The sequence below is a fragment of the Ligilactobacillus murinus genome, assembly GCF_003288115.1.
Lineage (GTDB): Bacteria > Bacillota > Bacilli > Lactobacillales > Lactobacillaceae > Ligilactobacillus > Ligilactobacillus murinus.
Window position 1 is genome coordinate 1,200,835 of record NZ_CP023565.1, and the last position, 25,645, is coordinate 1,226,479.

A 25,645-nucleotide genomic window follows, 5' to 3' on the forward strand; every position below is an offset into this window, starting at 1 on the left:
TTACCCAACGATATCTTTAATATTTGCTAAAATTCCCTTGAAAAATTGACGCTTGACTGCTAACTGGTTTAGAATTAGGTGATATGTCAATTACTTTGAAAGGACGGTCTGCACCTGTGAACTGGACAAAATTACGAAATTTTATCAATACACGGTGGGGCTTTTTTGCACTTGTCTCGTGCCTGTTTTGGTTAAAAACGATCCTAGTTTATTTGATCGATTTTAACCTTGGTGTCCACGGGATCTATCAGTATTTTATCCTGTTGATAAATCCGATCGCGACGACGCTTTTGCTCTTTAGCATTGCACTTTACATCCGTAAGACGATCCCTGCCTATTTATGTCTATTATTACTTTACATAGCTAATACGGCATTTTTATTGATCAGCGTTATTTATTACCGCGAATTTACTGACTTTATGACTATGAACGTGATCTTTGGGTATTCTTCGGTCTCACAAGGACTAAGTGGGAGCTCGTTTTCGCTGTTAAAACCCCAAGATATTTTGATCATTATTGACGTAGTAGTCGTCTTACTATTACTCTTGACTCGTCAGATCAAACTCGATAAACGTTTCATCCCTAAGAATCAAGCCGTAGCTATGACCTCTTTTTCCCTAATGTTTCTACTATTGAATATCACGTTAGGTGAGATCGATCGTCCGCAATTACTGACGCGAACTTTTGACCGTAATTATCTAGTCAAATATTTAGGGATCGATGCCTTTACCGTATACGACGGGTTAAAAACAGCCAAGACTAGTCAAACACGTTCTAAAGCTACTGGGGCTGATCTAAATAAGATCATTGATTTTACCCAAGCTAACTATGCTGCTCCCGATCAAAAAATGTTTGGGATCGCTAAAAATAAAAATATCATCGTCATCCATCTTGAAAGTTTTCAACAATTCTTGATCGACTATAAATTAAATGGACAAGAAGTCACACCGTTTTTAAACAGCCTTTATCACGGTAAAGAGACGTTCTCGTTTACTAATTTCTTTAATCAAGTCGGTCAAGGTAAGACCTCCGATGCTGAAACGATGCTTGAGACTGGCGTATATGGTTTGCCTCAAGGTTCGATGTTTTCGACTTTAGGAACAGATAATACCTTTGAAGCTATGCCCGCGATCTTAAATCAAAGTCAAAATTATTCTTCAGCCGTTTTTCATGGTAACTCAGGCTCATTTTGGAATCGAGATAAAGTGTATAAGAACTTTGGTTATCAATACTTCTTTGATGCCAGTTACTATGATCAAAATGCTAATAACTTAAGTGAATATGGTCTTAAAGATAAGTTGTTGTTCCATGATTCGGTTAAATACTTAGAAAAATTACAACAACCATTTTATGCTAAATTCATCACGGTCTCTAATCACTTTCCGTTTAGTTTAGATGATCAAAACAAGAGCTTTGAAGCTGCTAATACTGGCGATAGTTCTGTCGATAATTACTTTGTTACGGCCCATTATTTAGATCAAGCTGTTAAAGAATTCTTTGATTATCTCAAAGCTTCTGGACTTTATGATGATTCAGTGATCGTACTTTACGGTGATCATTACGGGATATCTAATTCACGGAATTTAAAATTAGCTTCTCTTTTAGGAAAATCTTCCTCGACTTGGAGCGACTTTGACAATGTTCAGATGCAACGTGTCCCATTTATGATCCACATCCCAGGACAAGAAAATGGTGGGATCTTTGAGCAATACGGTGGTGAGATCGACGTCATGCCGACATTACTTCACCTAGCTGGGATCGATTCTAAAAAATATCTTTTATTTGGTTCAGATCTCTTTTCCAAAGATCATGATCAAACTGTAGCTTTTAGAAATGAGAATTTCATCACCCCAAAATACACCGTTGTTGGTAGTACGATCTACGAAAACAGCACCGGTAATGTGGTAACTCATCCGTCTAAAAAAGTCCAAGCTCAATTAAAAACAGCACAAGAGCATGTCAACTCGGCGCTTTCACTCTCGGATTCGCTCAACAATAAGAATCTCTTGCGCTTCTATGTGCCAACTGGTTTTACGCCCGTTGATCCAAAAGATTTCAACTATAAAAATCAAGTTGAGCAATTAGACAAGATCCAGGCTAAACTTAAGGGACGTTCAACTAGTCTCTGGTCTAAAAATAATGACCACTCCACCGCCGATAAATATCACTCCGATGCCCCAGAACTTAAACAAAGTGACAGTGGCGAAAACACTAACGAACAAGCTCCTAGCGTTGGATCAACGCTAGAAGATACACAATAACAAAAAGAGGCTGTGACATAAGTCTCTATCTTTAAAGAAGACCATTCGAATTTTTTGAAAATTTTGAAAAATTCGGATGGTCTTCTTTTTGTTTTTATTATTTGGTGATATTTTTGAACTACTAGTGGACATTTTCCACATGTTCAATGCCATTAACGCTATCCCCATTTGTCGATTTACCTTTTTCTTACTTCGTACGGTAAATCGAGTAAAACCCAAATAAGCCTTCAAATTACCGAAAATAGGTTCGATCTCATACTTTCTTCTACGATAGATTTTATTTTTTTCAGTATTTGAAAGGTTTGTTTTTACTTTCCCCTTGAAATATTCCCATTGTGGATTGATATAGATCTTTCTGACGTTTCCTTTTTTGGTCAATGCATTTGGATCTTCTTTACGATCTTCATCGAATTTTTCAGCTTCATATACTTTAAAATTTCGTTTATAACCATATGTATCATGGCGATATGCATAGCGTTTAAAGTTAAAACGAACATTCTTTGGATCTATATAGTAATCATCTTCAGCGTTATAATGCCAATTCATCACTTTGCGCTCATCTGATCTCCAACGTTTGGTTTCTTCCTTTAACATCGTATTATATGGAATAAGGTAATCAAACACTCCGAATTTATCTTCGATAAATTCATAGTTAGGTTCAGATCCATAACCAGCATCAGCAACTATCGGACCTTGAATAACATCTGCATCCATCTTTTCTAAAAATGGGATCAAAGTACGCATATCAGTTGGATTAGGTGCGAGGGTGTAGTCCAAAGCAAATTGATTATTAGCAGCGACTTGGAGATTATAGCCAGGTTTGGTTTGACCATTTTTCATTGGATCTTCTTTCATACGCATAAAAGTGGCGTCATTATCAGTTTTAGAATAGCTGTTTCGCTCGCCAACGATGGCAAACTGTTCAGCATATTTAGAGTTTTTCTGTTTGCGCTCGCGTGTTTGTTTTAAATATTTCTTTGCCGTCCGTCGTTCCTGCTTCGCAGGATTAGGGGAGATCTTCTTAGTCTCTTCGACTTTTTCATTCAAATATTCAATTCGTTGTTCCAATCGGGCACATATCTCATCAAGTTGATCAACAGTCAGATCATCAGCAAAATCAATATTGACGATCGATTCTTTGATCTCTTTCAATAACTTTTTAGCTTTTTGTCGATTTAAATCATCATAGCGAATAGTATTTTTCTTCCAAACAAACGAGTATTTATTTGCGTTAGCAAGAATCTTAGTACCATCAATAAACACAGCCTCATCAATGAGCCCATTTTTTCGCAAATATTCTCTAAATTCAGAAAACGAACTTTTTAGCATCATCTCAATAGTATCAGAGACAACAAAGCGAGCAATAGTACGATAAGTAGGTTGGGCTTCCTGAGTCAACCACATGGCAACAACGTTTTCCCGAGCAAAACGTTCGATCTTTCGACAAGAAAAAATACCATAACTATATGCCAAAAGAACTAACTTGAGTAAGACCCGAGGTTCATATTCGAAAGGACGCCCAAAGGTATAAGAGTCATCAAAATCAATAGATTCGACTAAATGGTGTATGTAGTGTGCTTGATGATTTTTTTCAGGTTCATAGAAGGTCGCCATGTTCAAACTGAGTTGATTTATGTTATAATTACTGTGCATGGGTTTATCTCCTTTCTTTTTTGAGGGGGGTAGACTATAGGGCATCAGGGGGATTCTGATGTCCTTTTTTATTTATAGTATACAAAAACGGTCGTAAATGAACAATTTTTAAAGTCCCATTTACGACCGTTTTTTGGAGACTTATGTCACAGCCTCTTTACTTATGGAGATGGCGGGAGTCGAACCCGCGTCCAAGCATATCGTAACTCAAGTCTCTACGCTCATAGTCATACTATTTGAAATTCATCGCTGATCACGCCGGATGACAGGGCCAACATCAACGACTAGCCTAAGAGTCTCTTCTCAGTATTTCAGGCTAAAACACTGAGCGTAGTCTGCTGATCTAGGACCCGCAACTGACACACAGACGATATCAGACGGATCTACGCAGTGCTGACTAGGCAGCTAAAGCGTAAGAGTTGTTATTATTTTTTGCAGTTATAATTTAAACTGAGCGTTTTATAGTAGTCGCAACCTACTAAGCGCAACTCAAGCCCGACCTATACCTGTCGAATCCTAAACATCCCCAAGTTGACTACTGAGTTATTGTAGCACACCTTTTTTAGAAAAGCAAAAAAGTGATTTTTTTAATTGACAACTAATTTTTAGTATAGTACAATTCACTCATAATCAATTCGGAAAGGAAGAGAACTATGAACAAGACAGTTATGCAACTCACAAATATTCGTTGGCAACGCCAGCACTAGGTTGCTTCTGTGTGCACAGATGCGACCGTACGTAACGTATCGTTCGTATCTGTGCTGGTTCTCTTAGATCGACCCGCATGGATCAACTACCATGCGGGTCTTGTTAAAAAGCACTTCCCGCGCTCAGTGGGAAGTGCTTTTTTTCTTACCGCCCGCAATAGATACGAACGTAAAAATCAAAAGGAGGAATTTACTCATGAAACGCTTAATTGGCACAATTGCAGTTTTATTTTTATTTTTGATCTTTGCATTTTTCCGCTCAACTGATCAAGCCAAGAAAAATCAGACCCCAACTGTTGGGATCTTACAATTGACATCACACCCCGCTTTAGATGAGATCCATCGCGGGATCATTGCTGCCTTAAAAGAAGAAGGCTTTATCTCAGGGAAAAACATCAAGATCGATTTCCAAAATGCCCAAAATGATCAAAGTAACCTCAAATCTATGAGTCAACGCTTTGAAAATGAAGATGCGGCGGTCATGATCGGGATCGCTACTCCAGCCGCCCAATCATTAGCAAATACCACTAAGACGACTCCCATCGTTATGGGTGCGATCAGTGATCCGATCGGGGCAGGTCTAGTTAAAGATCTCAAGCACCCCGGTGGTAATATCACAGGCGTTCAGCACAAAGAACCGATCGCACTACAGCTTCAATTGATCAAAACGATCATGCCTGAGCTAAAGACAATTGGCGTTTTACACACTTCAAGCGATGATTCATCGGCAGCTGAAGTCAAAGAATTTTCCCAACTAGCTCAAAAAACGGGGATTAAAGTAAAAGAATATACGATCACTTCGACTAATGACATCCAACAAGTTTCGGCTACAATGGCAAGCAATGTGCAAGCGATCTATATTCCAAACGACAACACCGTAGCCTCAGGGTTTCAAACAGTCCTCAAAAATGCTAACCAAAATAAGATCCCGATCTTTCCTTCAACATCTGAAATGACACGGCAAGGGGGACTAGCCACTGTCAGCGTTAGCCAGTATGAACTTGGTAAAATGACAGGTAAGATGACAGCTGCGATCTTAAAAGGAAAAGATCCAGCTGACATGGCGATCGAATATCCGACTAAAGGAACTACCTACCTCAACCAAAAGCAAGCTCAACAACTAGGGATCGACCTTCCTAATGAACTAGTTACACAGATCAGTAAAAAAGGAGTTGTTATCAAATGAATCTAATCGTATCAGCAATTGGGCAAGGATTGCTCTGGGGCATCCTTGGTCTAGGACTTTACTTGACCTTTAGGATCTTAAAATTCCCCGATATGACAGTTGAAGGGACCTTTCCCTTTGGCGCTTGTGTTTGTGTTTCTCTGATCACCCAAGGAACATCACCTTTTATCGCAACTTTAGCTTCCTTTGGGGCGGGACTTTTGACCGGATTTTTGACCGGGATCTTGTACACCAAAGGCAAGATCCCCGTATTATTAGCCGGGATCTTGGTCATGACAGGGATCTACTCGATCAACCTCCGTGTTTTGGGAAAAGCAACGGTTGGTTTGTTAAACCAAAATACTTTGCTAAACACTGGCATGTTACGTGAATTACCGAATAGCTTTCCCTCGGTGACCCTAGGCTTGATCTTACTTACACTTTTGATCTTACTGCTAGCGCTCTTTTTAAATACTGACCTGGGACAAGCATTTATCGCAACTGGTGATAACAAACTGATGGCTCGCTCGTTAGGGATCAATACAGACAACATGGAGATCTTAGGCTTGATGATCTCTAATGGTTTGATCGGTCTTTGCGGTGGCTTGATCGCCCAAAATGACGGTTATGCCGATGTCAATATGGGGGTCGGCACGATCGTTATTGGTCTAGCTGCGATCATTATCGGTGAAGTTGCCTTTGGTGAACTCAGTTTGACCGCTCGATTAGTCGCTGTTATCTTAGGTAGTATCTTCTATCGTTTCGTCTTACTCATCGTTTTAAAACTTGGATTTAGCACTAATGATTTCAAATTACTCTCATCTTTGATCCTAGCATTATGCCTAATGTTACCAGTCTTAGAGAAGAAATTTAATTTCAGCAAAACATTGAAGAAAGGAGTACAAAAGCCATGACACTCGAATTAAAAAATATCACGACCGTAGTCAATCCCGGAACAGATGAAGAAAAAAAGATCTTAAAAAACCTTTCTCTTACGATCGAGACTGGTGATTTTATCACACTTCTAGGCACGAATGGCGCTGGGAAATCGACCCTTTTAAACGTGATCAACGGTTCGCTCAAACCATCTAGTGGACAACTTCTTTTAGATGGGATCGATCTGACCTCACTCTCGGACGTCAAACACGCTTCGTATATCGCTCAAGTCTTTCAAGATCCTAAAATGGGCACCGCTCCGCGAATGACAGTTGCTGAAAATCTTTTACTAGCACTAAAACGTGGCCAAAAACGCACTTTGCGTCCTCGGCGCTTACAAGCCCATCTACCTCAATTCAAAGAATTGACTGCTAAACTACCTAATAATTTATCCGAACGATTACACACTTTCACTGGTGATCTTTCTGGGGGACAACGCCAGACATTGAGCTTTTTGATGGCCACGATCACACGTCCAGATATCTTGCTCTTAGATGAACATACTGCAGCACTTGATCCTAATACAAGCGCTGAGTTATTAAAACTGACCGATGAAGTGATCACCGAAAAGAAACTGACCTGTCTAATGATCACCCATCGCCTGCAAGATGCTTTACGCTATGGCAATCGTATTATCATCTTAAAGGATGGACAGATCGTCTTAGATACCCGCGACAAAAAGGAGCTAACTGAAGAACGGATCCTGACTTACTTTGCTAATTAAAACAAAGAGGCACTAGAAAATTTCTAGCGCCTCTTTTTATATTCTCATAATTAAAAAATTTGTTCCAACGGTCGCACCCGGCCTGCTTAAAAGCCTAGTGCAAGCTGAAACAACTCTTTGACTATTTAGTTGTCGTATCCACCGTCAAACGAACTTGATGGATCGCATCTTCCAAGCTTTTTAAAGGTGCTTCAAGTGTTACATGGTAAAAGCTTTGCAATCCCTCTTTTTTAAATGAAACTAGACCCGCTTCGCGTAAGATCTTCAAATGATGTGAAACCGCTGGTTGGGTGATGGCCATCATTTTGGTTATCTCAGTAACAGTCATTCCTTGATGAAGTCGTTCACATAATAAAAGAATTATCTTTTGCCGATTGCGGTCAGCTAAGGCATTTACCGTTTCAAATTCGTTAGCAAATCCCTCTAACGCTCTGCGCTGTTCTGTTGTCAACTGTATCGTTGGCATGAGTACCATTCTCCTTTCTTGAGACACTATCCTCTAAATTAAGGATAACATTAAATAGCACCCGTCGCAAACGCTTCCACCCGGAAAATAAAATATTTTTATTCTATAGATAAAAATAGATCGAACAAAACATCAACGCTGAGCCTAAGATCACCAGCAAATGCCAATAAATATGAACATATTTCAGCTTTAAACTATAGACGACCGCACCCAAGGTAAAGGCAATGCCACCTGCTAATAGCAATAATAACCCGGGAAAACCTAATACCTGAAATAGTGGTTTAAAACCTAACACACATAGCCACCCTGCTAGAACACAGATCACGGTCTCAACGATCTGATGCCTAGGTTTTGCCAAAGCATGATATAAGATCCCAAAAAGCATCAAGAGAGCCACTGCGAGCCATAAGCCCCAACCAAACTTGCCTCCGATCCCGACCAAGCAATATGGCATGTACGTGCCAGCGATCAATAAATAAATACTGGAGTGATCAAATGCTTGGAATAACCGACGGGCTTTAGTGAAATATAAACAATGAAATAAAGTCGAAGCTAAGTATAGACTCAATAAACACAAGCCATAGACTAGATATGCTGTAAAACTGACAATATTTTGCGTTGCGATCCCTTTTAAGGTCAATAACACTAATAGCCAAATACTCAGCCCGACTCCGATACCATGTGTGATCGCACTCCACACTTCATTTGTGATCTGTTCACGTCGATCCATATCTGACACCACCTTCTAAAATCTATTTCCAGTCTACACTCTTTAAATATTTAAGTCAATTATATATAGACTTGAAGTCTAGTTTAAAAGTTTTAAAGATCAATAAATTTTAGAACAATGTGTTATAATACACTTAAACTAGATAAAAGGACGAGCGCGATGGAGAAGTTAAACATCCAAAAGCAATTAGATAGTTTTGCCAATAAACGATTGCCCTATTGGGAAGATTTTCCTGATTTCGAACTATATATGGATCAATTGGTCAATCTTGGCAATCGCTATTTGACTGGCTTTTTAGGGGCACCTTTGACGCCTTCAATGATCAACAGTTATGTCAAAAAAGGCCTCATGTCACGTCCCGTTAAAAAAAAATACAATGCAACTCACTTAGCCGAATTACTGGTGATCAGCCTTCTAAAATCTGTTTATCCTTTAGAAACGATCAAAAATTACAATGAGCAATTGTTGCATGAATTTTCGATCAAGGAATCCTATAATAGTTTTGCTCAGATCTTCAATCAAGCACTTCAAAATGGTGGCTATGCCCAGCCATTAGCTACCACTCTATCATTGAGCAAACTGACAAAACACGTGATCATCAATGCTGTGATCTACAAAATGATCGGTGAACACCTATTACAATACAAGAGTAAACATGATCACATCTAAAAAAGACCCTAGGAAAATCCCTAGAGTCTTTTTTAATCTTTAGATTATTTAGCTTCTGGTGTACCGATCCAATCGATGATTTCTTCAACTGTATCTGTGATAGCTTGTGTACCAGGTGCAAGAAGTTTACGAGGGTCGTAACCTTTACCTTCTTTATCCTTGCCTTCTTCGATGTACTTACGTGTTGCTTCAGCAAATGCGATTTGGCATTCTGTGTTGATGTTAAGCTTGGAAACACCCATTGAGATAGCTTTAACAACTTGTTCTTGAGGGATACCAGAACCACCATGCAATACTAATGGCATATCTGGCATAGCGTCTGCTAATTCCTTCAAGCGGTCAAAGTTAAGACCTTGCCAGTTTGCTGGGTATTGACCGTGGATGTTACCGATACCACATGCTAAGTAGTCAACGCCAAGTGCAGCAATTTGTTTTGCTTCTTCAACGTCAGCTAATTCACCAGCACCAACAACACCGTCTTCTTCACCACCGATAGAACCAACTTCAGCTTCAACAGAAATACCTTTAGCATGTGCTAATTCAACGATTTCTTTTGTCTTAGCCAAGTTTTCTTCAAATGGTAAGTCATGACCATCAAACATAACTGATGAGAAACCTGCTTCGATACATTCCTTAGCAGCTTCGTAGTTACCATGATCTAAGTGCATAACAACTGGAACAGTGATGTTCATTGCTTCCATTTCGCTTGCAACTAAGTCACGAACTAATTTGTAACCGCCCATGTACTTAGCAGCACCCATTGATACTTGGATCAATACAGGTACGTTCTTTTCTTGAGCGCCTTTAAGAATAGCACGTGTCCATTCCAAGTTATTTGTGTTAAAAGCACCTACTGCATAATGGCCCTTGCGAGCTGCAGAAAAAATTTCACTACCGTTTACGAATGACATAAAACAGCCTCCTAAAGATTTTACAGTAAATTACTCACTTTTGAGTACACATACATTTTAACACACTTGCTTAAGAAAACGTACTATTTTCCCAAGATTTTAATTAAAATTCATCAAGCTAGCGTAAAAATCCTTAGAAATCGTTACGCCCTAATTCGGTGATCTTACCTTTTTTAGTATATACGATCCATTCCGCAATATTAGTGATATAATCACCTGATCGTTCTAAGTGATTAGCGATCTGCAAGTAATCAAACCCCTCACCGGCAAATTTAGGATTCGTCTTGACCAAGCCCATCGCGCGCTCTCTGATATCTAAAAAGATCCCATCATTACCAGCATCCATTTCGGCGATCTTGATCGCTGATTTTTCATCCATTTCAGTGTATGCCTTCAAAATACTTGCTAGCATCGCTAAAACATTATCACCCATCTTGACGATCATCATGTCGATCTCATCGTCACGCCGCTCTTCTTTGAGTAATAACACATTCTTAGCGATACTTACGGCGTGATCAGCTAAACGTTCTAAATCAGAACTAGCTTTCAAGATCGAAATGATCTCACGAAGATCACCCGCTACTGGACTTTGTAGCGCAATGATCTGAGCTGTCTTTTTCTCTAAATGTGTCTCGTGATTGTTGATCACTTCGTCGTGTTCGATAACCTCTTTAGCAGCTTGTTTATCATCTTCTTTAAGTGAAATGATCGCTTTTTCAAGCGCTGCCTTAACTTCAAGGCCCATCGTGATAAATTCCTGACGTAAAGCTTGGATCTGAGTATCAATATGGCGTTGCATAAAATTCCTCCTTGTTCAATTAACCAAAGCGACCGCTTAAATAGTCATCAGTCTCTTTTTTATTCGGATTAACAAAAATTTTTTTCGTCGGTCCCGTTTCGATCAAATTTCCATTCAAGAAAAATGAAGTCGTATCTGAGATCCGTGAAGCTTGCTGCATATTATGGGTCACGATAATACAAGTATAATCATCTTTTAATGTCAAAAGCATCTCTTCAACTTTATTACTTGAAACTGGATCAAGCGCACTTGTGGGTTCATCTAATAGGATAACTTCTGGTTTGACCGCAAGCACCCGGGCAATGCAGACTCGTTGTTGTTGCCCACCTGACAAGGCTAATGCACTCTTATGCAAGTCATCTTTAACATCATCCCACACAGCCGCTTGTTTCAAACTTGTTTCGACCCGCTCATCCAACAATTGTTTATCTTTGACTCCAGCGATCCGTAAACCATAGACAACATTTTCATAGATCGAAAACGGAAATGGATTAGGCTGTTGAAAGACCATACCAACTTTTTTGCGCAATTCGACCGTATCCGTCTTAGGACTATAGATATCTTGGCCGTCTAATTTGATCGCTCCTGTAATTTTAACATTATCGATCAAATCATTCATCCGATTCAAACATCTCAGATAAGTCGACTTCCCACAACCTGAAGGACCGATCAGCGCATGGATACCAGATTTAGGAAAATCCAGATCGATCCCTTTTAAAGCTTCTTTTTGTCCATAGTATAAATGAACATTTTGACTCGTAATAATTTTTTCTTTTTCCATGATAAACCTCGTCCTAACCAAAATTCCCTGAGATATAATCTTCAGTTGCTTGTATCCGTGGATTGGTAAAGATATTTTTTGTCTTATCGTATTCGATCACATGTCCCATGTGGAAAAAGGCTGTGTAGTCACTTGCTCGTGAAGCTTGTTGCATATTATGGGTCACAATGATGATCGTATATTTTTTCTTTAATTCAAGCATCGTTTCTTCAACTTTTAAAGTTGAGATCGGATCAAGCGCACTACAAGGCTCGTCCATCAATAAGATATCAGGCCCCATTGCGATCGCTCGGGCAATACAAAGGCGTTGTTGTTGCCCCCCAGATAAAGCCAAAGCACTCTTATTCAAGTCATCTTTGACTTCATCCCACAATGCAGCCCCGCGTAAGCTCTTTTCTACGATCTCATCTAATTTTTGCTTATCTTTGATCCCATTTTCTTTAAGAGCAAACGTAATGTTTTCTTTGATCGATTTAGAAAATGGATTGGGCCGTTGAAAAACCATCCCGATCTGTTTACGCATCTCATAGAGGTTGATCTTTTTGGAGTTGATATCGATCCCGCGATACATGATCTCTCCTGTCACGGTCGCTACGTCATCGTTCATTCGGTTCAAGGAACGCAAGAACGTCGATTTCCCAGATCCAGAGGCCCCAACTAAAGCTGTGATCTTATAGCGCTCAAATTGAAGGTTGCCATCAAAAAAAGCATGTTTGTTACCATAATAAACTTGCAGATCATGGGTCGAGAGCGCAACTTCTTGAACTTTTGGATCAAATTTTAAGATCGATGTCTCATTTAAATCATATTTACCTACATTCATTATCATCTTCCTCATCTATTTACTTGCAGTCAAGCGTTTGTACAAGCGATTGCCCAAATAACGCGCCGATAAATTAAAGATCAAGACCGCTACGATCAAAACAGCTGACGCACCAGCTGAGATCTGTTCAGCATCTGGCATGATCCCTTCGGAGTTGATCTTCCAGATATGCACCGCCAAAGTTTCCGCTGGTCGGAAAAGATTTAGCGGACTTGATTCACTAAATGGATTCCAATTCATAAAATCGATATTAGTTGCACTTTGACCAGCAGTATAGATCAAAGCAGCTGCTTCACCAAAAACACGGCCGGCACAAAGCACGATCCCAGTAATGATCCCTGGTAAAGCTTCAGGCAAAATGATCTTCGTGACTGTATGCCATTTGGATAACCCTAAAGCTAAGCCAGCTTCACGTTGTAATTTAGGAACGTTATTTAATGAATCTTCAACATTACGCGTCAATAACGGTAAGTTGAAAAATGTTAAGGCGATCGCACCTGAGATGATCGAAAAGCCCATCTTGAATTGGACCACAAAGAGCAGAAAGCCAAACAGCCCAACAACCACTGACGGTAAAGAACTCAAAACTTCGATCGCCATTCTCACCGTTTCAGTCACACGATTCTTAGGTGCATATTCAGCTAGATAGATCCCTGCACCCAAAGAAAGTGGAAATGAGATCAATAGTGTCAAGACCAATAGATAAAAGGAGTTGAACAACTGGATCCCGATCCCGCCACCAGCAGTAAAGGAACGTGAAGGTGTCGTCAAGAAATGCCACGAAACATGGGGAAGACCGTTTAATAAGATCTGTCCGATCAAAAAGGCTAAGATCAAGACCACGATCCCGGCGATCAATTTGATCACACCTAAAGCAAGTTTATTTACTTTTTTCGTATTCATAGATTACATCTTTCCTTTCCGACTGATAAAGCGCACTGCAATGTTGAAGAATAGTGACATCAACAAGAGGACTAACGCTAATGACCATAAAGCGTTGTTGGAAACAGTTCCCATAACTGTATTACCGATCCCCATCGTCAAGACACTGGTCAAGGTCGAAGCCGGAGCCAATAAACTTTCTGGTAACAGGGTCGCATTACCGATGACCATTTGGACGGCTAACGCTTCACCAAAAGCTCGTGCCATCCCAAAAACGATCGCAGTCATGATTCCTGGCAAAGCTGCACGTAATAAGACACGATAGATCGTTTGCCATTCAGTTGCCCCTAAAGCTAGCGAAGCTGATTTATAATACTTGGGTACAGCGCGCAAACTATCAACTGTCATCGAAGTGATCGTTGGTAAGACCATCACAAAGAGCACAAACGACCCAGACAAGATCCCATAACCTGAACCGCCAAAATGATCACGCACAAAAGGAACAACGACCGTCAAGCCGATAAAACCGTAAACAACTGATGGGATCCCAACTAATAATTCGATGACACTTTGCATGAACTTTTGACTTCTTTTAGACGAAAGTTCAGTCATGTAAAGCGCTGTCCCGATCGCAAATGGGGTCGCGAATAGCGCAGCCAATAAGGTTACCCCAAAAGATCCTAAGATCATTGGTAAAGCCCCAACTAGTGGCCGCCCATTTGGTCCATTAGCGCCTGGATTCCATTCACTTCCCGTTAAAAATTCCACTAAACTAGCTTTATTTTGCGTAAAAGTCGCGATCCCCTTTGAAGCAACAAATAAAAAGATCGCTAACACAACACCGACGATCAAGAAAATGCTGGCATAACTCAGTGTTTTACCCACGAAGTCTTGACGTGTCTCCTTAGACGGTTTTAAAATTTTTTCTCTAATTGGATCCATCTTGTTTCACCTCATCTGTGATAATTGGTGTTACTTGGTTATTAGCATCTTTTTGTACCTTCATCTCATTGATCGGAATGTAACCTAATGCTGTCACCAAATTCTTTTGTACGACATCTGAGTACATATAATCTAAAAAGCGTTTTGTCATTTTATCTGGTTTGCCCTTCGTATACATATGTTCATACGCCCAGATCTTCCAAGAATTATCTTTGACATTTTCAGCAGTTGGTTTGACCCCATCCACTTTTAGCGCCGTCATATCTTTATTGATGTATGAAAATGACAAATAACTGATCGCACCAGGCGTACTTGCGACCATACGTTGTACCGTACCATTTGATTCTTGTTCTTGAGCTTTCAACATTTTTTGCCCCTGCATCACGTTATTCTCAAAAGCAACACGTGTCCCACTACCTTGGGCACGATTGATGACCATGATCTTTTGATCTTTACCGCCCAATTGTTTCCAGTTTGTGTATTTACCGGTAAAGATGCCACGTAATTGCGCCATTGTTACTTGTTTTACGCCACTATCTTTATTGACAACTGGGGCTAAACCTAAAACTGCTACAGTATGATCGACTAGTTCTTTAGGTTTGATCCCGGGTAATTCCCGAGCAAATACATCTGAATTACCGATCGTGACCGCCCCAGCTTGAACCTGACTCAAACCTGTACCTGAACCACCACCTTGGACTGTGATACTTACATCACTGTGATCACGCTGATATTCTTCAGCTGCCATTTCTACCATAGGCTGTAAAGCTGTTGAACCAACGATCGTAATATTTTGTTTATCATTTTTTTGTCCTGCACAGCCCGCAAGAAAAAAGACTGCCATCAAAAGTATTACAAAACTAACAATTGCTTTTTTCATCCTGAATTCTCCTAAAATATTAGAGTTAATTACACCTCTAATTTTATGCCTTTTTTGTAAAAACATGTAGGTCGTTATGTAAAGATTATGTAAAAAAACACCGCGCTCACAAAAAAAATAGTGTCTAGAAGATCACTCCTCTAAACACTATTAGCTTAACAATTATCAGATGTTAACATGATACTCTCAAACGGTCCAAATTCTTTACCATTAGCCTTAGTCATCATGGCCCGCAGATTCCATTCATCATGAAATTGTTGCAATTTATCAGCATAAAATTCATTTGGTTTTTCACTAGCATTCAACAGATAGACTACTTTGCGTCCTGCTTGATAGCGCCCAACTCCAAAGAAACCTTCACCAGCTAGCAAAGTCAATTCTCCTTTGATCAAAGCAGGTTCAGCTTGACGTTTAGCCGTCAATGAACGTACGTGCTCCAAAAGGCCGTGATCTTCACGCCCCCAAGGATAAAAGCGTCTATTATCTGGATCAGTTCCACCAGACAAACCGACTTCATCACCATAATAAATACATGGTACCCCTGGGAACATGAAAAGTAGTTCAAAAGCACGCTTGACTTTATTCACATCGCCCCCCAAAGCGGTCAAGACCCGCTTTGTATCATGAGTCCCGATATTATTGAGCGAATTTAGATAAAAGTCCAATGGATAATTTTCCCGTAATTTCATCATCTCTTTAGCGATCGTTTCAGCAGAACGCTTTTGTGCCAATAAGTCTAAGATCGCTTCACGCAAAGGATAGTTCATGACACCGTCTAACTCGTCTCCCTTGACATAGTGGCGCCGTTGACTATAAGCAACTTTATTAGAAGCATCTTCCCAAACTTCACCTAATAACAAGCGCTCACGATAACCGTCTAAATTCTTACGGATCTTAGCAATAAATGGATCAGGTAACTCGTCTGCGACATCTAAGCGCCAACCATCTACGCCTAATTGATTCCATTTAGCTAAAACACTGTTCTTTTCACCGTAGATGAACTGTTGAAATTGGGGATTGTTCTTATCTACAACTGGGAGATCTGCATTGCCCCACCAACAACGATATTTATCTGGATAGCGTTCAAAACTAAACCACGGATAATACTCGCTATTCTTATCTCGCGCAGCTCCAGCATGTTTGCCGTAGTTGCCGTTAAAGTTAAAGTACTTACTGTTACGCCCCACATGGGAGAAGACTCCATCTAAGATCAAATGGATCCCAGCTTTATGCAACTTAGTCAATAATTCTTTAAAAACTTTTTCATTGCCCAACATCGGATCGATCTTGAAATAATCGCTAGTATCATAACGGTGATTACTTGCCGCTTCAAAGATCGGATTCAAATAAATGATCGAAATACCTAATTTTTTTAGATATGGGATCTTTTTGATGATCCCTTTGAGATTTCCACCATAGAAATCCCAGCGGGCAATACTGCCGTCGTGATTTCTGATGTACATTGGATCATCTTGGATCGTTGCATAGATAAAGGTATCCCGCTTTTTACCTTCGATATAACCATCTAGATTTCCATTATAAAAACGGTCAGGAAAGATCTGATAACAGATCCCCTTTTGATACCATTCAGGTGCATTAACGGTTTTATCATAACAGGTCAGCTGGTAAGAATTATTTTCCAATACTTCGCTATTCTCGATCAACTGACCTTGCCCACCACCATTAGCACAGTAATAGCGTACAAGTTCATGTTCATGTTGCCGGATCACCAGTTTGAAATAATAGAAATACAAGCCACTTTTTCTCGGGATATAGGTTGCATAATAACGCCCTGAACTCTTATTTTCCATTCCGACGATCTCTGGGATCAACTTTCCATCGGCATAGACGTAAAGTTCAACACTAGTAACATCAACGTCATAGGCCTCAAGCATGAATTCTACCGGTCGATCAACTTTGATCGCTCCAAACGGTTTTTTATACTTTTCTTGCCACGAATCAAAGTGGATATACATCTTTTGCTTTTCCCTTCATTTCAGTTGCGTTTGGTTTGATATTCCAAATCTCTTTAGCATATTTTTCAACCGTATCATCGGCTGAGAAATAGCCGGCATTGGCAATATTTACCAAACACATCTTGTTCCAGTTTTGCTTATCTTTGTAAGCTTCACTAACAGCTTCTTGAACTTGGACATAGGAAGCAAAATCACGTAAAACAAAGTATTCATCATTGACCCGCAATAAGGAATCATAGATCTCATGCCCCTCAACTTCAATATTTGGGATTGTCCCATCAACGAAAGCATCCAAGACACGTTTGATGACCGGATCGTTATCGTAGTATTCAGCAGCACGGTAATGATGGTTTTTCTCGTATTCTAAAACTTCATCTTTTGTTAAACCAAAGATAAAGATATTATCTTCACCAACATAGTCTTTGATCTCGATATTAGCTCCATCTAAGGTCGCTACTGTCAAAGCACCATTTAACATCAATTTCATATTAGAGGTCCCTGAAGCTTCCTTAGTTGCCGTTGAGATCTGTTCGCCAACATCAGCAGCCGGAATGATCTTTTCAGCCAATGAAACACCATAGTTTTCCAAGAAGACGACCTTTAACTTATCATTGATCGTCTTATCATTATTGATCATATTGGCAACTTCATTGATACACTTGATGATCGCTTTAGCATAGTGGTAACTTGGTGCAGCTTTTGCCCCAAAAATAAATACCCGTGGTTCAACATCGCGGTTTGGATCATCTTTAAGATCTAGATACAATTTAACAATGTGTAACAAGTTGAGCAATTGCCGTTTATAGGCATGCAGGCGCTTGATCTGAACATCAAAGATCGCATGCGGTGAAACTTCGATGCCAGTATCTTCTTTGATAAAGGCGGCTAACTTCTTCTTATTATCGAGTTTAGCTTTACCGATCTTTTCTAGTAACTTTTTATCACCAACATGATTTTTTAGTTCATGCAATTTCTTAGCATCAAACCGCCAAGCCGTTCCAATAGCTTGATCGATCGTCTTAGCTAGTTCAGGGTTAGCTACTTGGAGCCAACGCCGAACTGTGATCCCATTTGTCTTATTATTGAAACGTTCAGGGTACAATTCGTAGAAATCACGTAAAACATCATTTTCCAACAATTCTGTATGCAACTTAGCTACACCATTAGTACTATGTGAACCAATAATTGCTAAATGAGCCATCTTGACCATGCCGTCTTTGATGATCCGTGTCCGTTCGATGAAGTCATGATCTTTTTTACCTTCAAGTTCTAAAGCATAGCGCCGGTCGATCTCTTGGATGATCTGCAAGATACGCGGTTGGACTTTTGCCAACATTTCAACAGGCCATTTTTCCAGAGCTTCAGCCATGATCGTGTGATTAGTATAACTCATCGTCTTGACTGTTTGTTGCCAAGCTTCATCCCAGTCCATATGCTCTTTATCAAGTAAGATCCGCATAAATTCAGCCACACACATAGCAGGGTGCGTATCATTGATATGGATCGCAATATGTTCACTGATCTCATTTAACGGACGATCATATTTCTTATAGTGCCGAGTGATGCTTTGGATCCCAGCCGACGTAAAGAAATATTCTTGCTTTAAGCGTAAAATACGGCCTTCATAGTTCGAATCATCAGGATAAAGCACTGAGGTCAGATCCTCGACCCGACGTCGGTCCTCGATCGTTGGATATTTAACTTCTTCTGAAGCTGGGATCTGAGCATCCCAAAGACGCATTGTATTAACATGATCATTGCGATAACCAACGATCCCCGTGTCATAAGGCACAGCCTTGATCACATCGGCGCCTTCATAGATCGCTTCTAAATATTTACCATTATCGATCAAATGAACTTGACCACCCATCAAAACATCGACCGCTTTACTTTTACGCGCGACAGCCCAATTGTTACCATCAGTCAACCATTCATTTGGCAACTCGATCTGGTAACCATCAACAAATTTTTGCTTGAACAAACCATATTTGTAGCGGATACCATTTCCATTACCTGGTAAGCCATCTGAAGCTAAAGCATCCATAAAACAAGAAGCTAAACGACCTAAGCCCCCATTACCAAGTGCCATATCAACTTCGGACTCTGAGATCTTATCCAAGCTAAGTCCCATTTGCTTTAAGCCCTTATCGACCACATCGTACCAACCCATGTTCAAAAGATTGCTCTTTAATAACCGCCCTGGTAAAAATTCGATCGAAAAATAATAAACTTGCTTTTGATCATTTTTGACATAACTCTTCCAAGTATTGCGCCAAATTTCGGAATAACCGGATTTGACCACTGAAACTAAAGTCTGGTACAACTCGATCGGAGCAGCATCTTTGACATCCAGCGCAAACTTCTCTGCCAACCGCTTCTTAAACTCGTGTACAAAACGCTCCTGTGTGATTTTCATTAAGTATCCTCCCTTATAAACCCGATAGCTGACAAACTCCTTGTGACTATCTTAAAATTTGTGCATACAAGTCTAAATAATTTTGACTTGCACTATCCCAACTAAAATCTGATTCCATTGCAATACGCATCATCTTCTGCCAGACCCTTGGTTGATCATTGTAAACGCTAAGCGCCAACTTGATCTCTTCCATCATCCAAAATGAAGAAAATTCCTCAAAACCAAAGCCAGTCCCGACCTGTTCAATTGGATTGTAAGCCCACACACTATCACGTAACCCACCGATCTGATGAACGATCGGCAAAGTACCGTAACGCATAGAGATCAACTGTGATAATCCACACGGTTCAAAAGCAGAGGGCATCAAGAACATGTCACAGCCAGCATAGATCTGCTGAGCTAAATCAACATCGAAGTTGATGCTGACGCTACATTTATCTGGATAACGTCCTGCAAAATAAGTAAAGTCATGCTCAAAATTCTCATATCCGGTGCCCAATAAAACAAATTGGACGTCAAATTGCATCAAATTTGCCATCTCTTGGACCACTAACTGAAAGCCCTTTTGATAGGTCAAACGACTGACGACCCCGATCAACGGGACGTCTTTTCTGACTGGCAAACCAAATTTCTTTTGCAAAGCAGCCTTATTTTTAGCTTTGCCCTTTAAATTCTTGCGATCGAATTTATACGGTAATGCTTTATCAGTCTGAGGATCAAAAGTATCATAATCGATCCCGTTCAAGATACCGGAAAGTTTATAATTGACCATCCGTAAAACTTCATCTAAGCCACACCCAAATTCAGGTGTCTGGATCTCAGCAGCATAAGTAGGGCTGACTGTATTGACCCGATCGGCGTAAAAAATACCGGCTTTCATAAAGTTCACAGCCGTCCCCATTTGGATCGTCCCATCATCATAGCGTTTAGTCGACATACCAAAGAGTTCAGGTAAGACTTCCCGCCCATACTGCCCCTGAAATTCAAGGTTGTGGATCGTAAGCACAGTTGCAATATGACCAAAAGCTTTGATCCAACCGTATTTTTCCCGTAATAAGAAAGGAATAAAGGCAGTATGATAGTCATTGACATGTAAGATGTCAGGAATATAATCGATCCGCTCCATCAATTCGATCACGGCTTGTTGGAAAAAGGCAAAACGCTCGCCATCATCGTAATAGCCGTAAAGATCAGGGCGATCAAAATAATACTTGTTATCTAAGAAATAATATTCCACACCGTCTAACTCTAAAACTTTGACACCACAATACTCATTGCGCCAACCAACAGCAACATAAAAATTAAAGAGATCGGTCAACTGTGACTGATATTTTTCTGGCATTTTTGTGTAAAAAGGCAAAACGACTTTAACTTCATTTCCCTTTTTAGCCATGCTCTTAGGTAACGCCCCAGCAACATCGCCAAGACCTCCCGTTTTAAAAAATGGTGCGCATTCCGCTGCGGTAAATAAGATCTTCACTAATTTTCGCCCCCATAGATATCTGCCACAATATGACTATTCTTTGTGATCACAACTGGATTTTCAGGTGTTCCTTGAATCGTGACGCCAGCTTCGACTTCAACATTTTTATCTAAGATCGCATATTGCAACTTAGCTCCGCGTTTGATCTGAGCATTACTCATGATCACAGAATCCTTGACACGGGCGCCCTCTTCGATCGTAGTCCGCCGTGAAACTAAACTGCGATCAACTTTCCCTTTGATGACACAACCAGTCGCAATTTGACTGGAGTTGACATCAGAAGAATCATAAAAATGGGTCGCCACTTCGTTTTTAGTCCGCGTGATCACACGTTGACTGGAGAATAATAAAGTGTTGAAATGCTCGGGATCAAGCATATCCATGTTGGCATCATAGTAGCTCTTGATGTCATAAATATTGCTCAAGTAACCCGTATATTCGTAAGCGCGTGTGTTGGTCCGTGTCATTTCCCGGTTCAATAATTCTTGCACACTTGCTGGCGCACCTGCATTTTGTCCCTTGTGTAAAAGATCGATCAACCAATCAGTTTTGACTAAAAAGATGCTCATCGATAAGTTGTAAAGGTCTAAAGCTTCATCAAGCTCACTGAAAATATCCGTTTGCTTAACTCTATTATCGTCTTCGAGCGTCAAAATGCAATCATCAGGTGCTATTTTTTCTTTAGGTACCCGTTTAAAGACAACTGTGATCTTGCTATCATGGGCTTGATGAACATCTAAGATCGAACGCAAGTCAACATTACACAACATCTTATTGCCAAAGAAAACCGTATATTCTGATTTTGATTTCTTTAAAAAGCCGATCATATCGCTAAAATATGGCTTACCCTCAGCTTTTTTACGCAAGATATCTTGATAAAAGCCAAGATATTGGTAACTCCCGATACTATCCAAGCCCCATTCACGACTGCCACCTAAATGATCAAAAACTGACTTAAAGCGCCCTTCATTCAAGATCATATAAACAGTCCTGATATTGGCATTGACAGCACTTGATAATGCAAAATCCATGATCCGATATTTACAATCAAAATAAAGTGTAGAGAGTGGGCGATTTGCCGTTAATGGCAATAACCCGTTATATTCATGCTCATTACCTAAAATCGCACACATCTTATTAGCCTTCATTAATTGTCACCCCTAATACTTCTGAATTGCCAACTACTGCGATCTCATCTGTTCCATCGATCACAGCACCATCACCAATAATTGCATTTTCCCCGATGATCGCACGGTTGATAATTACATTTTTACCGATCGAAGCGCCCGTCATCACAACACTATCCTTCACGACTGAACCTTCTTTGACCTGAACGTTTGCTGCTAAAATACTGTGTTCGATCCTACCTGAAATAAAGCAACCATCCACGATCATTGAATTTTTAACGCGGGCAGTATTAGTAATAAATTGTGGTGGTGCGATCGGATTTTTCGAGTAGATCGGCCATGTTTTATCGCGCACATTCAGATCACCTTCATTGTCGATAAATTCCATATTCGTTGTCCATAAAGAATCGATCGTCCCAACATCTTTCCAGTAGCCCGAGAAGTGATAAGCCTGCACATTATCCCCACTCTTAATGTAAAATGGAATAACATTTTTACCAAAATCATACATATCAACGTCTTTTTTGAAACTATTCAATAACACATCACGCAATCGGGCCCAAGTAAAGATATAGATCCCCATCGAAGCGTGGTTGCTCTTTGGTTTTTCTGGCTTTTCTTCAAATTCAATGATCCGGTCATTTTCATCGGTATTCATGATCCCAAAACGACTAGCCTCATCCCAAGGAACATCGATCACGGCTACACTAAGCGCGGCATTGCTCTTCTTGTGTTTAGCTAGCATATCTTCATAATCCATCTTGTAGATATGATCACCTGAAAGAACTAAAAGATACTCTGGATCCATTGACTCAATGTAGTCGATATTTTGATAGATGGCATGTGAAGTACCCTCAAACCACTTAGAACCCTCATTATTTGAATAAGGTTGTAAGATCGTGACCCCAGAATCCAAACGATCCAAGCCCCAACTAGCCCCATTACCGATATGATTATTTAAAACAAGTGGTTGATATTGGGTTACGACTCCAATATTTTTGATCCCTGAATTGACACAGTTACTTAAAGTAAAATCGATGATACGATACCGTCCCCCAAACGGTACAGCGGGTTTAGCGATATTTTGCGTTAATTTCCCTAGTCTGGTCCCCTTACCACCAGCTAAGATCATTGCTAACATTTCGTTTTTCATTATTTTTCCAGACGCTTTTCTTGACGTCCTTTACCTCCCTTAGCTTGTTGTTTTTGCTTTTTAGTGACTGCTTTTGCTTTAACTTTCTTTGCCTTTTTAGATTCGAGATATTTCTTGTTGACGTAACGTAAATTCACATCTTCTGGTTTTAAGATCACGACACCTAGGGCCGGAACGGTCAAGCTGAGCACTTGATCGTAGTTCTTAAAGACTTTTTCTTTAGTCTTAGCCAACGGATTATGCTTGGTCCAAGTTCCACCAAACTCTTCCATTTCAGTATTCCAAACTTCACGATAACTTCCTGGATAAGGCACGCCGATCTCGAAGTTTTGCTGCTCGATCGTAGTGAGATTCATGACTACCACTAAGAAGTCTTTTTTCCGCTTACCATGCCGGATAAAACTCAAGATAGTCACCGTCTTGTTATTAGCATCGATCACTTCTAAACTTTCTTCTTTATCCTCTAATTCCCATAGCGCACGGTGTTCACGATAAAATTCATTGAGTTTAGCTGTAAAATGTTGCATTTTCTTATTTAGTTCGTCATCTAAACTGTCCCAAGTCAAACCTTCGTAGTAACGCCATTCGATGAATTGTCCAAATTCGCCCCCCATAAAGAGTAATTTTTTCCCAGGGTGTGTTATTTGATAAGTGAGTAAATTCCTAAGTTGGGCAAATTGCTTGTAGCGATCCCCGCCCCACATTTTGTGCAACAGGCTCTTCTTACCATGGACGACTTCATCATGAGATAATGGCAAAATGTAATTCTCCGATAAACGATACATCCAAGAAAAGGTCAACATATCCAAGTGATCGCCTCTAAAGAGTGGATCCATTTGATAAAAGTTCAAGACGTCATTCATCCAACCCATATTCCACTTGTAGTCAAAGCCTAATGAATCTTCTTCTAACATGCCCGTCACTTTGGTCCCAGCCGAACTTTCTTCAGCGATCAAGACCACTTTAGGATGAGCAAACTTGACTTCTTTGTTTAATTTGCGTAAAAAATGCCATCCTTCTAAATTTCGGTTCCCACCATAAATATTTGGTTTCCAAGGACCTTCATCATAATCCAAATAGATCATATTGGAGACTGCATCGACCCGTAAACCATCCAAATGGAATTTTTCGATCCAAAAAAAAGCACTTGAAAGCAAGAAAGATTGAACTTCTGGTTTACCCAAGTCAAAGTTTTGCGAACCCCAGCCGATATTTTTAGCTCGATCTGGATCTTCATATTCAAAAGTCGGAGTCCCATCGTAATATGGTAAGGTATCATCATTGATACAAAAATGACCTGGGACCCAATCCACGATCACTCCAATATTTTCTTTATGACACGCATCAACGAACGCTTGAAATTCTTCTGGAGTTCCATAAGCTGAACTGACCGCAAAATACCCGATCAATTGATACCCCCAAGAAGCACCTAAAGGATGTTCCATCAAAGGCATAAATTCAACGTGGGTATAATTCATTTTCTTTAAGTATGGGATCAATTCTTTTGTCAGATCCCCGATTGTATACAAAGTACCATCAGCATGTGACTTCCACGAACCCGGATGGATCTCATAAATGTTCATTGGACGTTCAAAGTAATTCGAACGTTTATGACGTCCGCGCCATAAACCATCATGCCATTTATATTCTGGAATGTCATAGATGATCGATGCATCATTTGGACGCTCTTCAAAGCGAAAGGCAAAAGGATCGATCTTATATACGATACGACCATCATGTTGTTTGACTTTAAATTTGTACATTTGTCCATGTTTAGCATTTGGCGCCACCACACTCCAAATACCATGATCTCCCAACTTCATTGGCAGATCTTCTTGCCAATCATTAAACTCACCAACTAGCCAAATTTGTTGAGCTTTTGGGGCCCACACACGAAAGACATATCCCGCTTTTGCAGCTGGATGTGCCCCCAAAAAAGTTTGTGCATGAAAATTTTCGCCTCGGGCAAACGTTTCCATTTCCTGAGACAAATCAAAACCAGCGGTCATTTCTCTTTCCTCCTTATCAAAATAATTAACACATATCCTATATACATAATAACATATCAATTTAAAAAACATTAGAAATATACCCTGTATTTTTAACACAAAAATATATAATATTCTATTACGATATTTCAAAATATCTATATTTTTACAAA

Annotated in this window: 21 protein-coding genes and 1 other RNA gene; 5 read left to right on the forward strand and 17 right to left on the reverse strand. The window is 40.0% G+C overall.

Translation table 11 applies throughout. The features are described from left to right. The first annotated feature begins 116 nt into the window (after nucleotides 1-116). Nucleotides 117-2,261, forward strand: a complete 2,145-nt coding sequence (locus tag CPS94_RS06080) for an LTA synthase family protein (protein WP_112194522.1) — start codon at nucleotides 117-119, stop codon at nucleotides 2,259-2,261. Here CPS94_RS06080 and CPS94_RS06085 read toward each other — a convergent pair. Both CPS94_RS06085 and ssrA read right to left on the reverse strand, forming a co-directional pair. Further along, nucleotides 2,244-3,914, reverse strand: a complete 1,671-nt coding sequence (locus CPS94_RS06085; protein WP_112194521.1) for an IS1182 family transposase — start codon at nucleotides 3,912-3,914, stop codon at nucleotides 2,244-2,246. The genes CPS94_RS06080 and CPS94_RS06085 overlap by 18 nt on opposite strands. Before the next feature lie 161 nt (nucleotides 3,915-4,075). Beyond that, nucleotides 4,076-4,442, reverse strand: a transfer-messenger RNA (tmRNA) gene (ssrA, locus tag CPS94_RS06090). Nucleotides 4,443-4,817: 375 nt separating this feature from the next. Between ssrA and trpX the strand changes: the two genes are divergently transcribed. The 3 genes from trpX to CPS94_RS06105 are packed head-to-tail and all read left to right on the forward strand — an operon-like array spanning nucleotide 4,818 to nucleotide 7,446. After that, nucleotides 4,818-5,807, forward strand: a complete 990-nt coding sequence (gene trpX, locus CPS94_RS06095; RefSeq protein WP_112194519.1) for a tryptophan ABC transporter substrate-binding protein — start codon at nucleotides 4,818-4,820, stop codon at nucleotides 5,805-5,807. Further along, nucleotides 5,804-6,700 (forward strand): ABC transporter permease, encoded by an 897-nt coding sequence (locus CPS94_RS06100; RefSeq protein ID WP_004051661.1) that lies wholly within the window; start codon nucleotides 5,804-5,806, stop codon nucleotides 6,698-6,700. The genes trpX and CPS94_RS06100 overlap by 4 nt, the downstream gene beginning before the upstream one ends. Then, the gene (locus CPS94_RS06105; RefSeq protein ID WP_112286413.1) at nucleotides 6,697-7,446 is read left to right on the forward strand and encodes an ABC transporter ATP-binding protein; all 750 of its coding nucleotides are present in this window, start codon (nucleotides 6,697-6,699) and stop codon (nucleotides 7,444-7,446) included. The genes CPS94_RS06100 and CPS94_RS06105 overlap by 4 nt, the downstream gene beginning before the upstream one ends. 121 nt (nucleotides 7,447-7,567) lie before the next feature. Here CPS94_RS06105 and CPS94_RS06110 read toward each other — a convergent pair whose 3' ends face one another. Further along, complete coding sequence (locus CPS94_RS06110) at nucleotides 7,568-7,912, reverse strand: ArsR/SmtB family transcription factor (protein WP_004051659.1); 345 nt, start codon at nucleotides 7,910-7,912, stop codon at nucleotides 7,568-7,570. Between the two features lie 103 nt (nucleotides 7,913-8,015). Next, entirely contained in the window at nucleotides 8,016-8,642 is a 627-nt protein-coding gene (gene trhA, locus CPS94_RS06115; protein WP_004051658.1) for a PAQR family membrane homeostasis protein TrhA, read from the reverse strand. A 159-nt stretch (nucleotides 8,643-8,801) separates the two neighbouring features. On the opposite strand from trhA, the gene CPS94_RS06120 reads away from it, so the two are divergent. After that, nucleotides 8,802-9,311, forward strand: coding sequence for a DUF1836 domain-containing protein (locus CPS94_RS06120; RefSeq protein ID WP_112286414.1), 510 nt, complete (start codon nucleotides 8,802-8,804; stop codon nucleotides 9,309-9,311). Between the two features lie 44 nt (nucleotides 9,312-9,355). On the opposite strand, the gene CPS94_RS06125 is transcribed toward CPS94_RS06120, so the two are convergent. The 13 genes from CPS94_RS06125 to glgB all read right to left on the reverse strand — a co-directional run bounded on the left by CPS94_RS06125 (nucleotide 9,356) and on the right by glgB (nucleotide 25,493). Continuing rightward, nucleotides 9,356-10,222, reverse strand: a complete 867-nt coding sequence (locus CPS94_RS06125) for a class II fructose-bisphosphate aldolase (RefSeq protein WP_004051656.1) — start codon at nucleotides 10,220-10,222, stop codon at nucleotides 9,356-9,358. Nucleotides 10,223-10,355: 133 nt separating this feature from the next. Next, on the reverse strand, nucleotides 10,356-11,021 hold the full coding sequence (gene phoU / locus CPS94_RS06130) for a phosphate signaling complex protein PhoU (protein ID WP_112194498.1): 666 nt from the start codon (nucleotides 11,019-11,021) through the stop codon (nucleotides 10,356-10,358). A gap of 19 nt (nucleotides 11,022-11,040) precedes the next feature. Next, the gene (gene pstB / locus CPS94_RS06135; protein ID WP_004051653.1) at nucleotides 11,041-11,802 is read right to left on the reverse strand and encodes a phosphate ABC transporter ATP-binding protein PstB; all 762 of its coding nucleotides are present in this window, start codon (nucleotides 11,800-11,802) and stop codon (nucleotides 11,041-11,043) included. Nucleotides 11,803-11,815: 13 nt separating this feature from the next. Next, nucleotides 11,816-12,625, reverse strand: a complete 810-nt coding sequence (pstB, locus tag CPS94_RS06140) for a phosphate ABC transporter ATP-binding protein PstB (RefSeq protein WP_004051652.1) — start codon at nucleotides 12,623-12,625, stop codon at nucleotides 11,816-11,818. Between the two features lie 15 nt (nucleotides 12,626-12,640). After that, the gene (gene pstA, locus CPS94_RS06145; RefSeq protein WP_112194496.1) at nucleotides 12,641-13,528 is read right to left on the reverse strand and encodes a phosphate ABC transporter permease PstA; all 888 of its coding nucleotides are present in this window, start codon (nucleotides 13,526-13,528) and stop codon (nucleotides 12,641-12,643) included. 3 nt (nucleotides 13,529-13,531) lie between these two features. After that, entirely contained in the window at nucleotides 13,532-14,449 is a 918-nt protein-coding gene (gene pstC / locus CPS94_RS06150; RefSeq protein ID WP_004051650.1) for a phosphate ABC transporter permease subunit PstC, read from the reverse strand. Next, nucleotides 14,436-15,329 (reverse strand): phosphate ABC transporter substrate-binding protein PstS family protein, encoded by an 894-nt coding sequence (locus tag CPS94_RS06155; RefSeq protein ID WP_112194494.1) that lies wholly within the window; start codon nucleotides 15,327-15,329, stop codon nucleotides 14,436-14,438. The genes pstC and CPS94_RS06155 overlap by 14 nt, the downstream gene beginning before the upstream one ends. A 155-nt stretch (nucleotides 15,330-15,484) precedes the next feature. After that, nucleotides 15,485-17,305 carry a glycoside hydrolase family 13 protein gene (locus CPS94_RS06160; RefSeq protein WP_112194492.1) on the reverse strand — a complete coding sequence of 607 codons (1,821 nt, stop codon included), beginning with the start codon at nucleotides 17,303-17,305 and terminating at the stop codon, nucleotides 15,485-15,487. Further along, nucleotides 17,289-19,721 (reverse strand): glycogen/starch/alpha-glucan phosphorylase, encoded by a 2,433-nt coding sequence (locus tag CPS94_RS06165; RefSeq protein ID WP_112194490.1) that lies wholly within the window; start codon nucleotides 19,719-19,721, stop codon nucleotides 17,289-17,291. The genes CPS94_RS06160 and CPS94_RS06165 overlap by 17 nt, the downstream gene beginning before the upstream one ends. Before the next feature lie 46 nt (nucleotides 19,722-19,767). Beyond that, nucleotides 19,768-21,201 (reverse strand): glycogen synthase GlgA, encoded by a 1,434-nt coding sequence (gene glgA / locus CPS94_RS06170; protein WP_112194488.1) that lies wholly within the window; start codon nucleotides 21,199-21,201, stop codon nucleotides 19,768-19,770. Then, nucleotides 21,201-22,352, reverse strand: a complete 1,152-nt coding sequence (gene glgD, locus CPS94_RS06175; protein ID WP_162626414.1) for a glucose-1-phosphate adenylyltransferase subunit GlgD — start codon at nucleotides 22,350-22,352, stop codon at nucleotides 21,201-21,203. Before glgD ends, glgA begins: the two co-directional genes overlap by 1 nt. Continuing rightward, nucleotides 22,342-23,484, reverse strand: coding sequence for a glucose-1-phosphate adenylyltransferase (locus CPS94_RS06180; protein ID WP_004051643.1), 1,143 nt, complete (start codon nucleotides 23,482-23,484; stop codon nucleotides 22,342-22,344). The genes glgD and CPS94_RS06180 overlap by 11 nt, the downstream gene beginning before the upstream one ends. After that, nucleotides 23,484-25,493 carry a 1,4-alpha-glucan branching protein GlgB gene (gene glgB, locus CPS94_RS06185; RefSeq protein ID WP_112194486.1) on the reverse strand — a complete coding sequence of 670 codons (2,010 nt, stop codon included), beginning with the start codon at nucleotides 25,491-25,493 and terminating at the stop codon, nucleotides 23,484-23,486. Before glgB ends, CPS94_RS06180 begins: the two co-directional genes overlap by 1 nt. Nucleotides 25,494-25,645 lie beyond the last annotated feature (152 nt).

Coding starts and splice junctions, on each gene's coding strand:
- glgB (WP_112194486.1), bottom strand. CDS start 25,493: ATGACCGCTGGTTTTGATTTGTCTCAGGAAATGGAAACGTTTGCCCGA.
- trhA (WP_004051658.1), bottom strand. CDS start 8,642: ATGGATCGACGTGAACAGATCACAAATGAAGTGTGGAGTGCGATCACA.
- CPS94_RS06180 (WP_004051643.1), bottom strand. CDS start 23,484: ATGAAAAACGAAATGTTAGCAATGATCTTAGCTGGTGGTAAGGGGACC.
- pstB (WP_004051653.1), bottom strand. CDS start 11,802: ATGGAAAAAGAAAAAATTATTACGAGTCAAAATGTTCATTTATACTAT.
- pstC (WP_004051650.1), bottom strand. CDS start 14,449: ATGGATCCAATTAGAGAAAAAATTTTAAAACCGTCTAAGGAGACACGT.
- pstB (WP_004051652.1), bottom strand. CDS start 12,625: ATGAATGTAGGTAAATATGATTTAAATGAGACATCGATCTTAAAATTT.
- CPS94_RS06125 (WP_004051656.1), bottom strand. CDS start 10,222: ATGTCATTCGTAAACGGTAGTGAAATTTTTTCTGCAGCTCGCAAGGGC.
- pstA (WP_112194496.1), bottom strand. CDS start 13,528: ATGAATACGAAAAAAGTAAATAAACTTGCTTTAGGTGTGATCAAATTG.
- glgD (WP_162626414.1), bottom strand. CDS start 22,352: ATGAAGGCTAATAAGATGTGTGCGATTTTAGGTAATGAGCATGAATAT.
- CPS94_RS06085 (WP_112194521.1), bottom strand. CDS start 3,914: ATGCACAGTAATTATAACATAAATCAACTCAGTTTGAACATGGCGACC.
- CPS94_RS06165 (WP_112194490.1), bottom strand. CDS start 19,721: ATGAAAATCACACAGGAGCGTTTTGTACACGAGTTTAAGAAGCGGTTG.
- CPS94_RS06110 (WP_004051659.1), bottom strand. CDS start 7,912: ATGCCAACGATACAGTTGACAACAGAACAGCGCAGAGCGTTAGAGGGA.
- CPS94_RS06155 (WP_112194494.1), bottom strand. CDS start 15,329: ATGAAAAAAGCAATTGTTAGTTTTGTAATACTTTTGATGGCAGTCTTT.
- CPS94_RS06105 (WP_112286413.1), top strand. CDS start 6,697: ATGACACTCGAATTAAAAAATATCACGACCGTAGTCAATCCCGGAACA.
- CPS94_RS06160 (WP_112194492.1), bottom strand. CDS start 17,305: ATGTATATCCACTTTGATTCGTGGCAAGAAAAGTATAAAAAACCGTTT.
- trpX (WP_112194519.1), top strand. CDS start 4,818: ATGAAACGCTTAATTGGCACAATTGCAGTTTTATTTTTATTTTTGATC.
- CPS94_RS06120 (WP_112286414.1), top strand. CDS start 8,802: ATGGAGAAGTTAAACATCCAAAAGCAATTAGATAGTTTTGCCAATAAA.
- CPS94_RS06100 (WP_004051661.1), top strand. CDS start 5,804: ATGAATCTAATCGTATCAGCAATTGGGCAAGGATTGCTCTGGGGCATC.
- phoU (WP_112194498.1), bottom strand. CDS start 11,021: ATGCAACGCCATATTGATACTCAGATCCAAGCTTTACGTCAGGAATTT.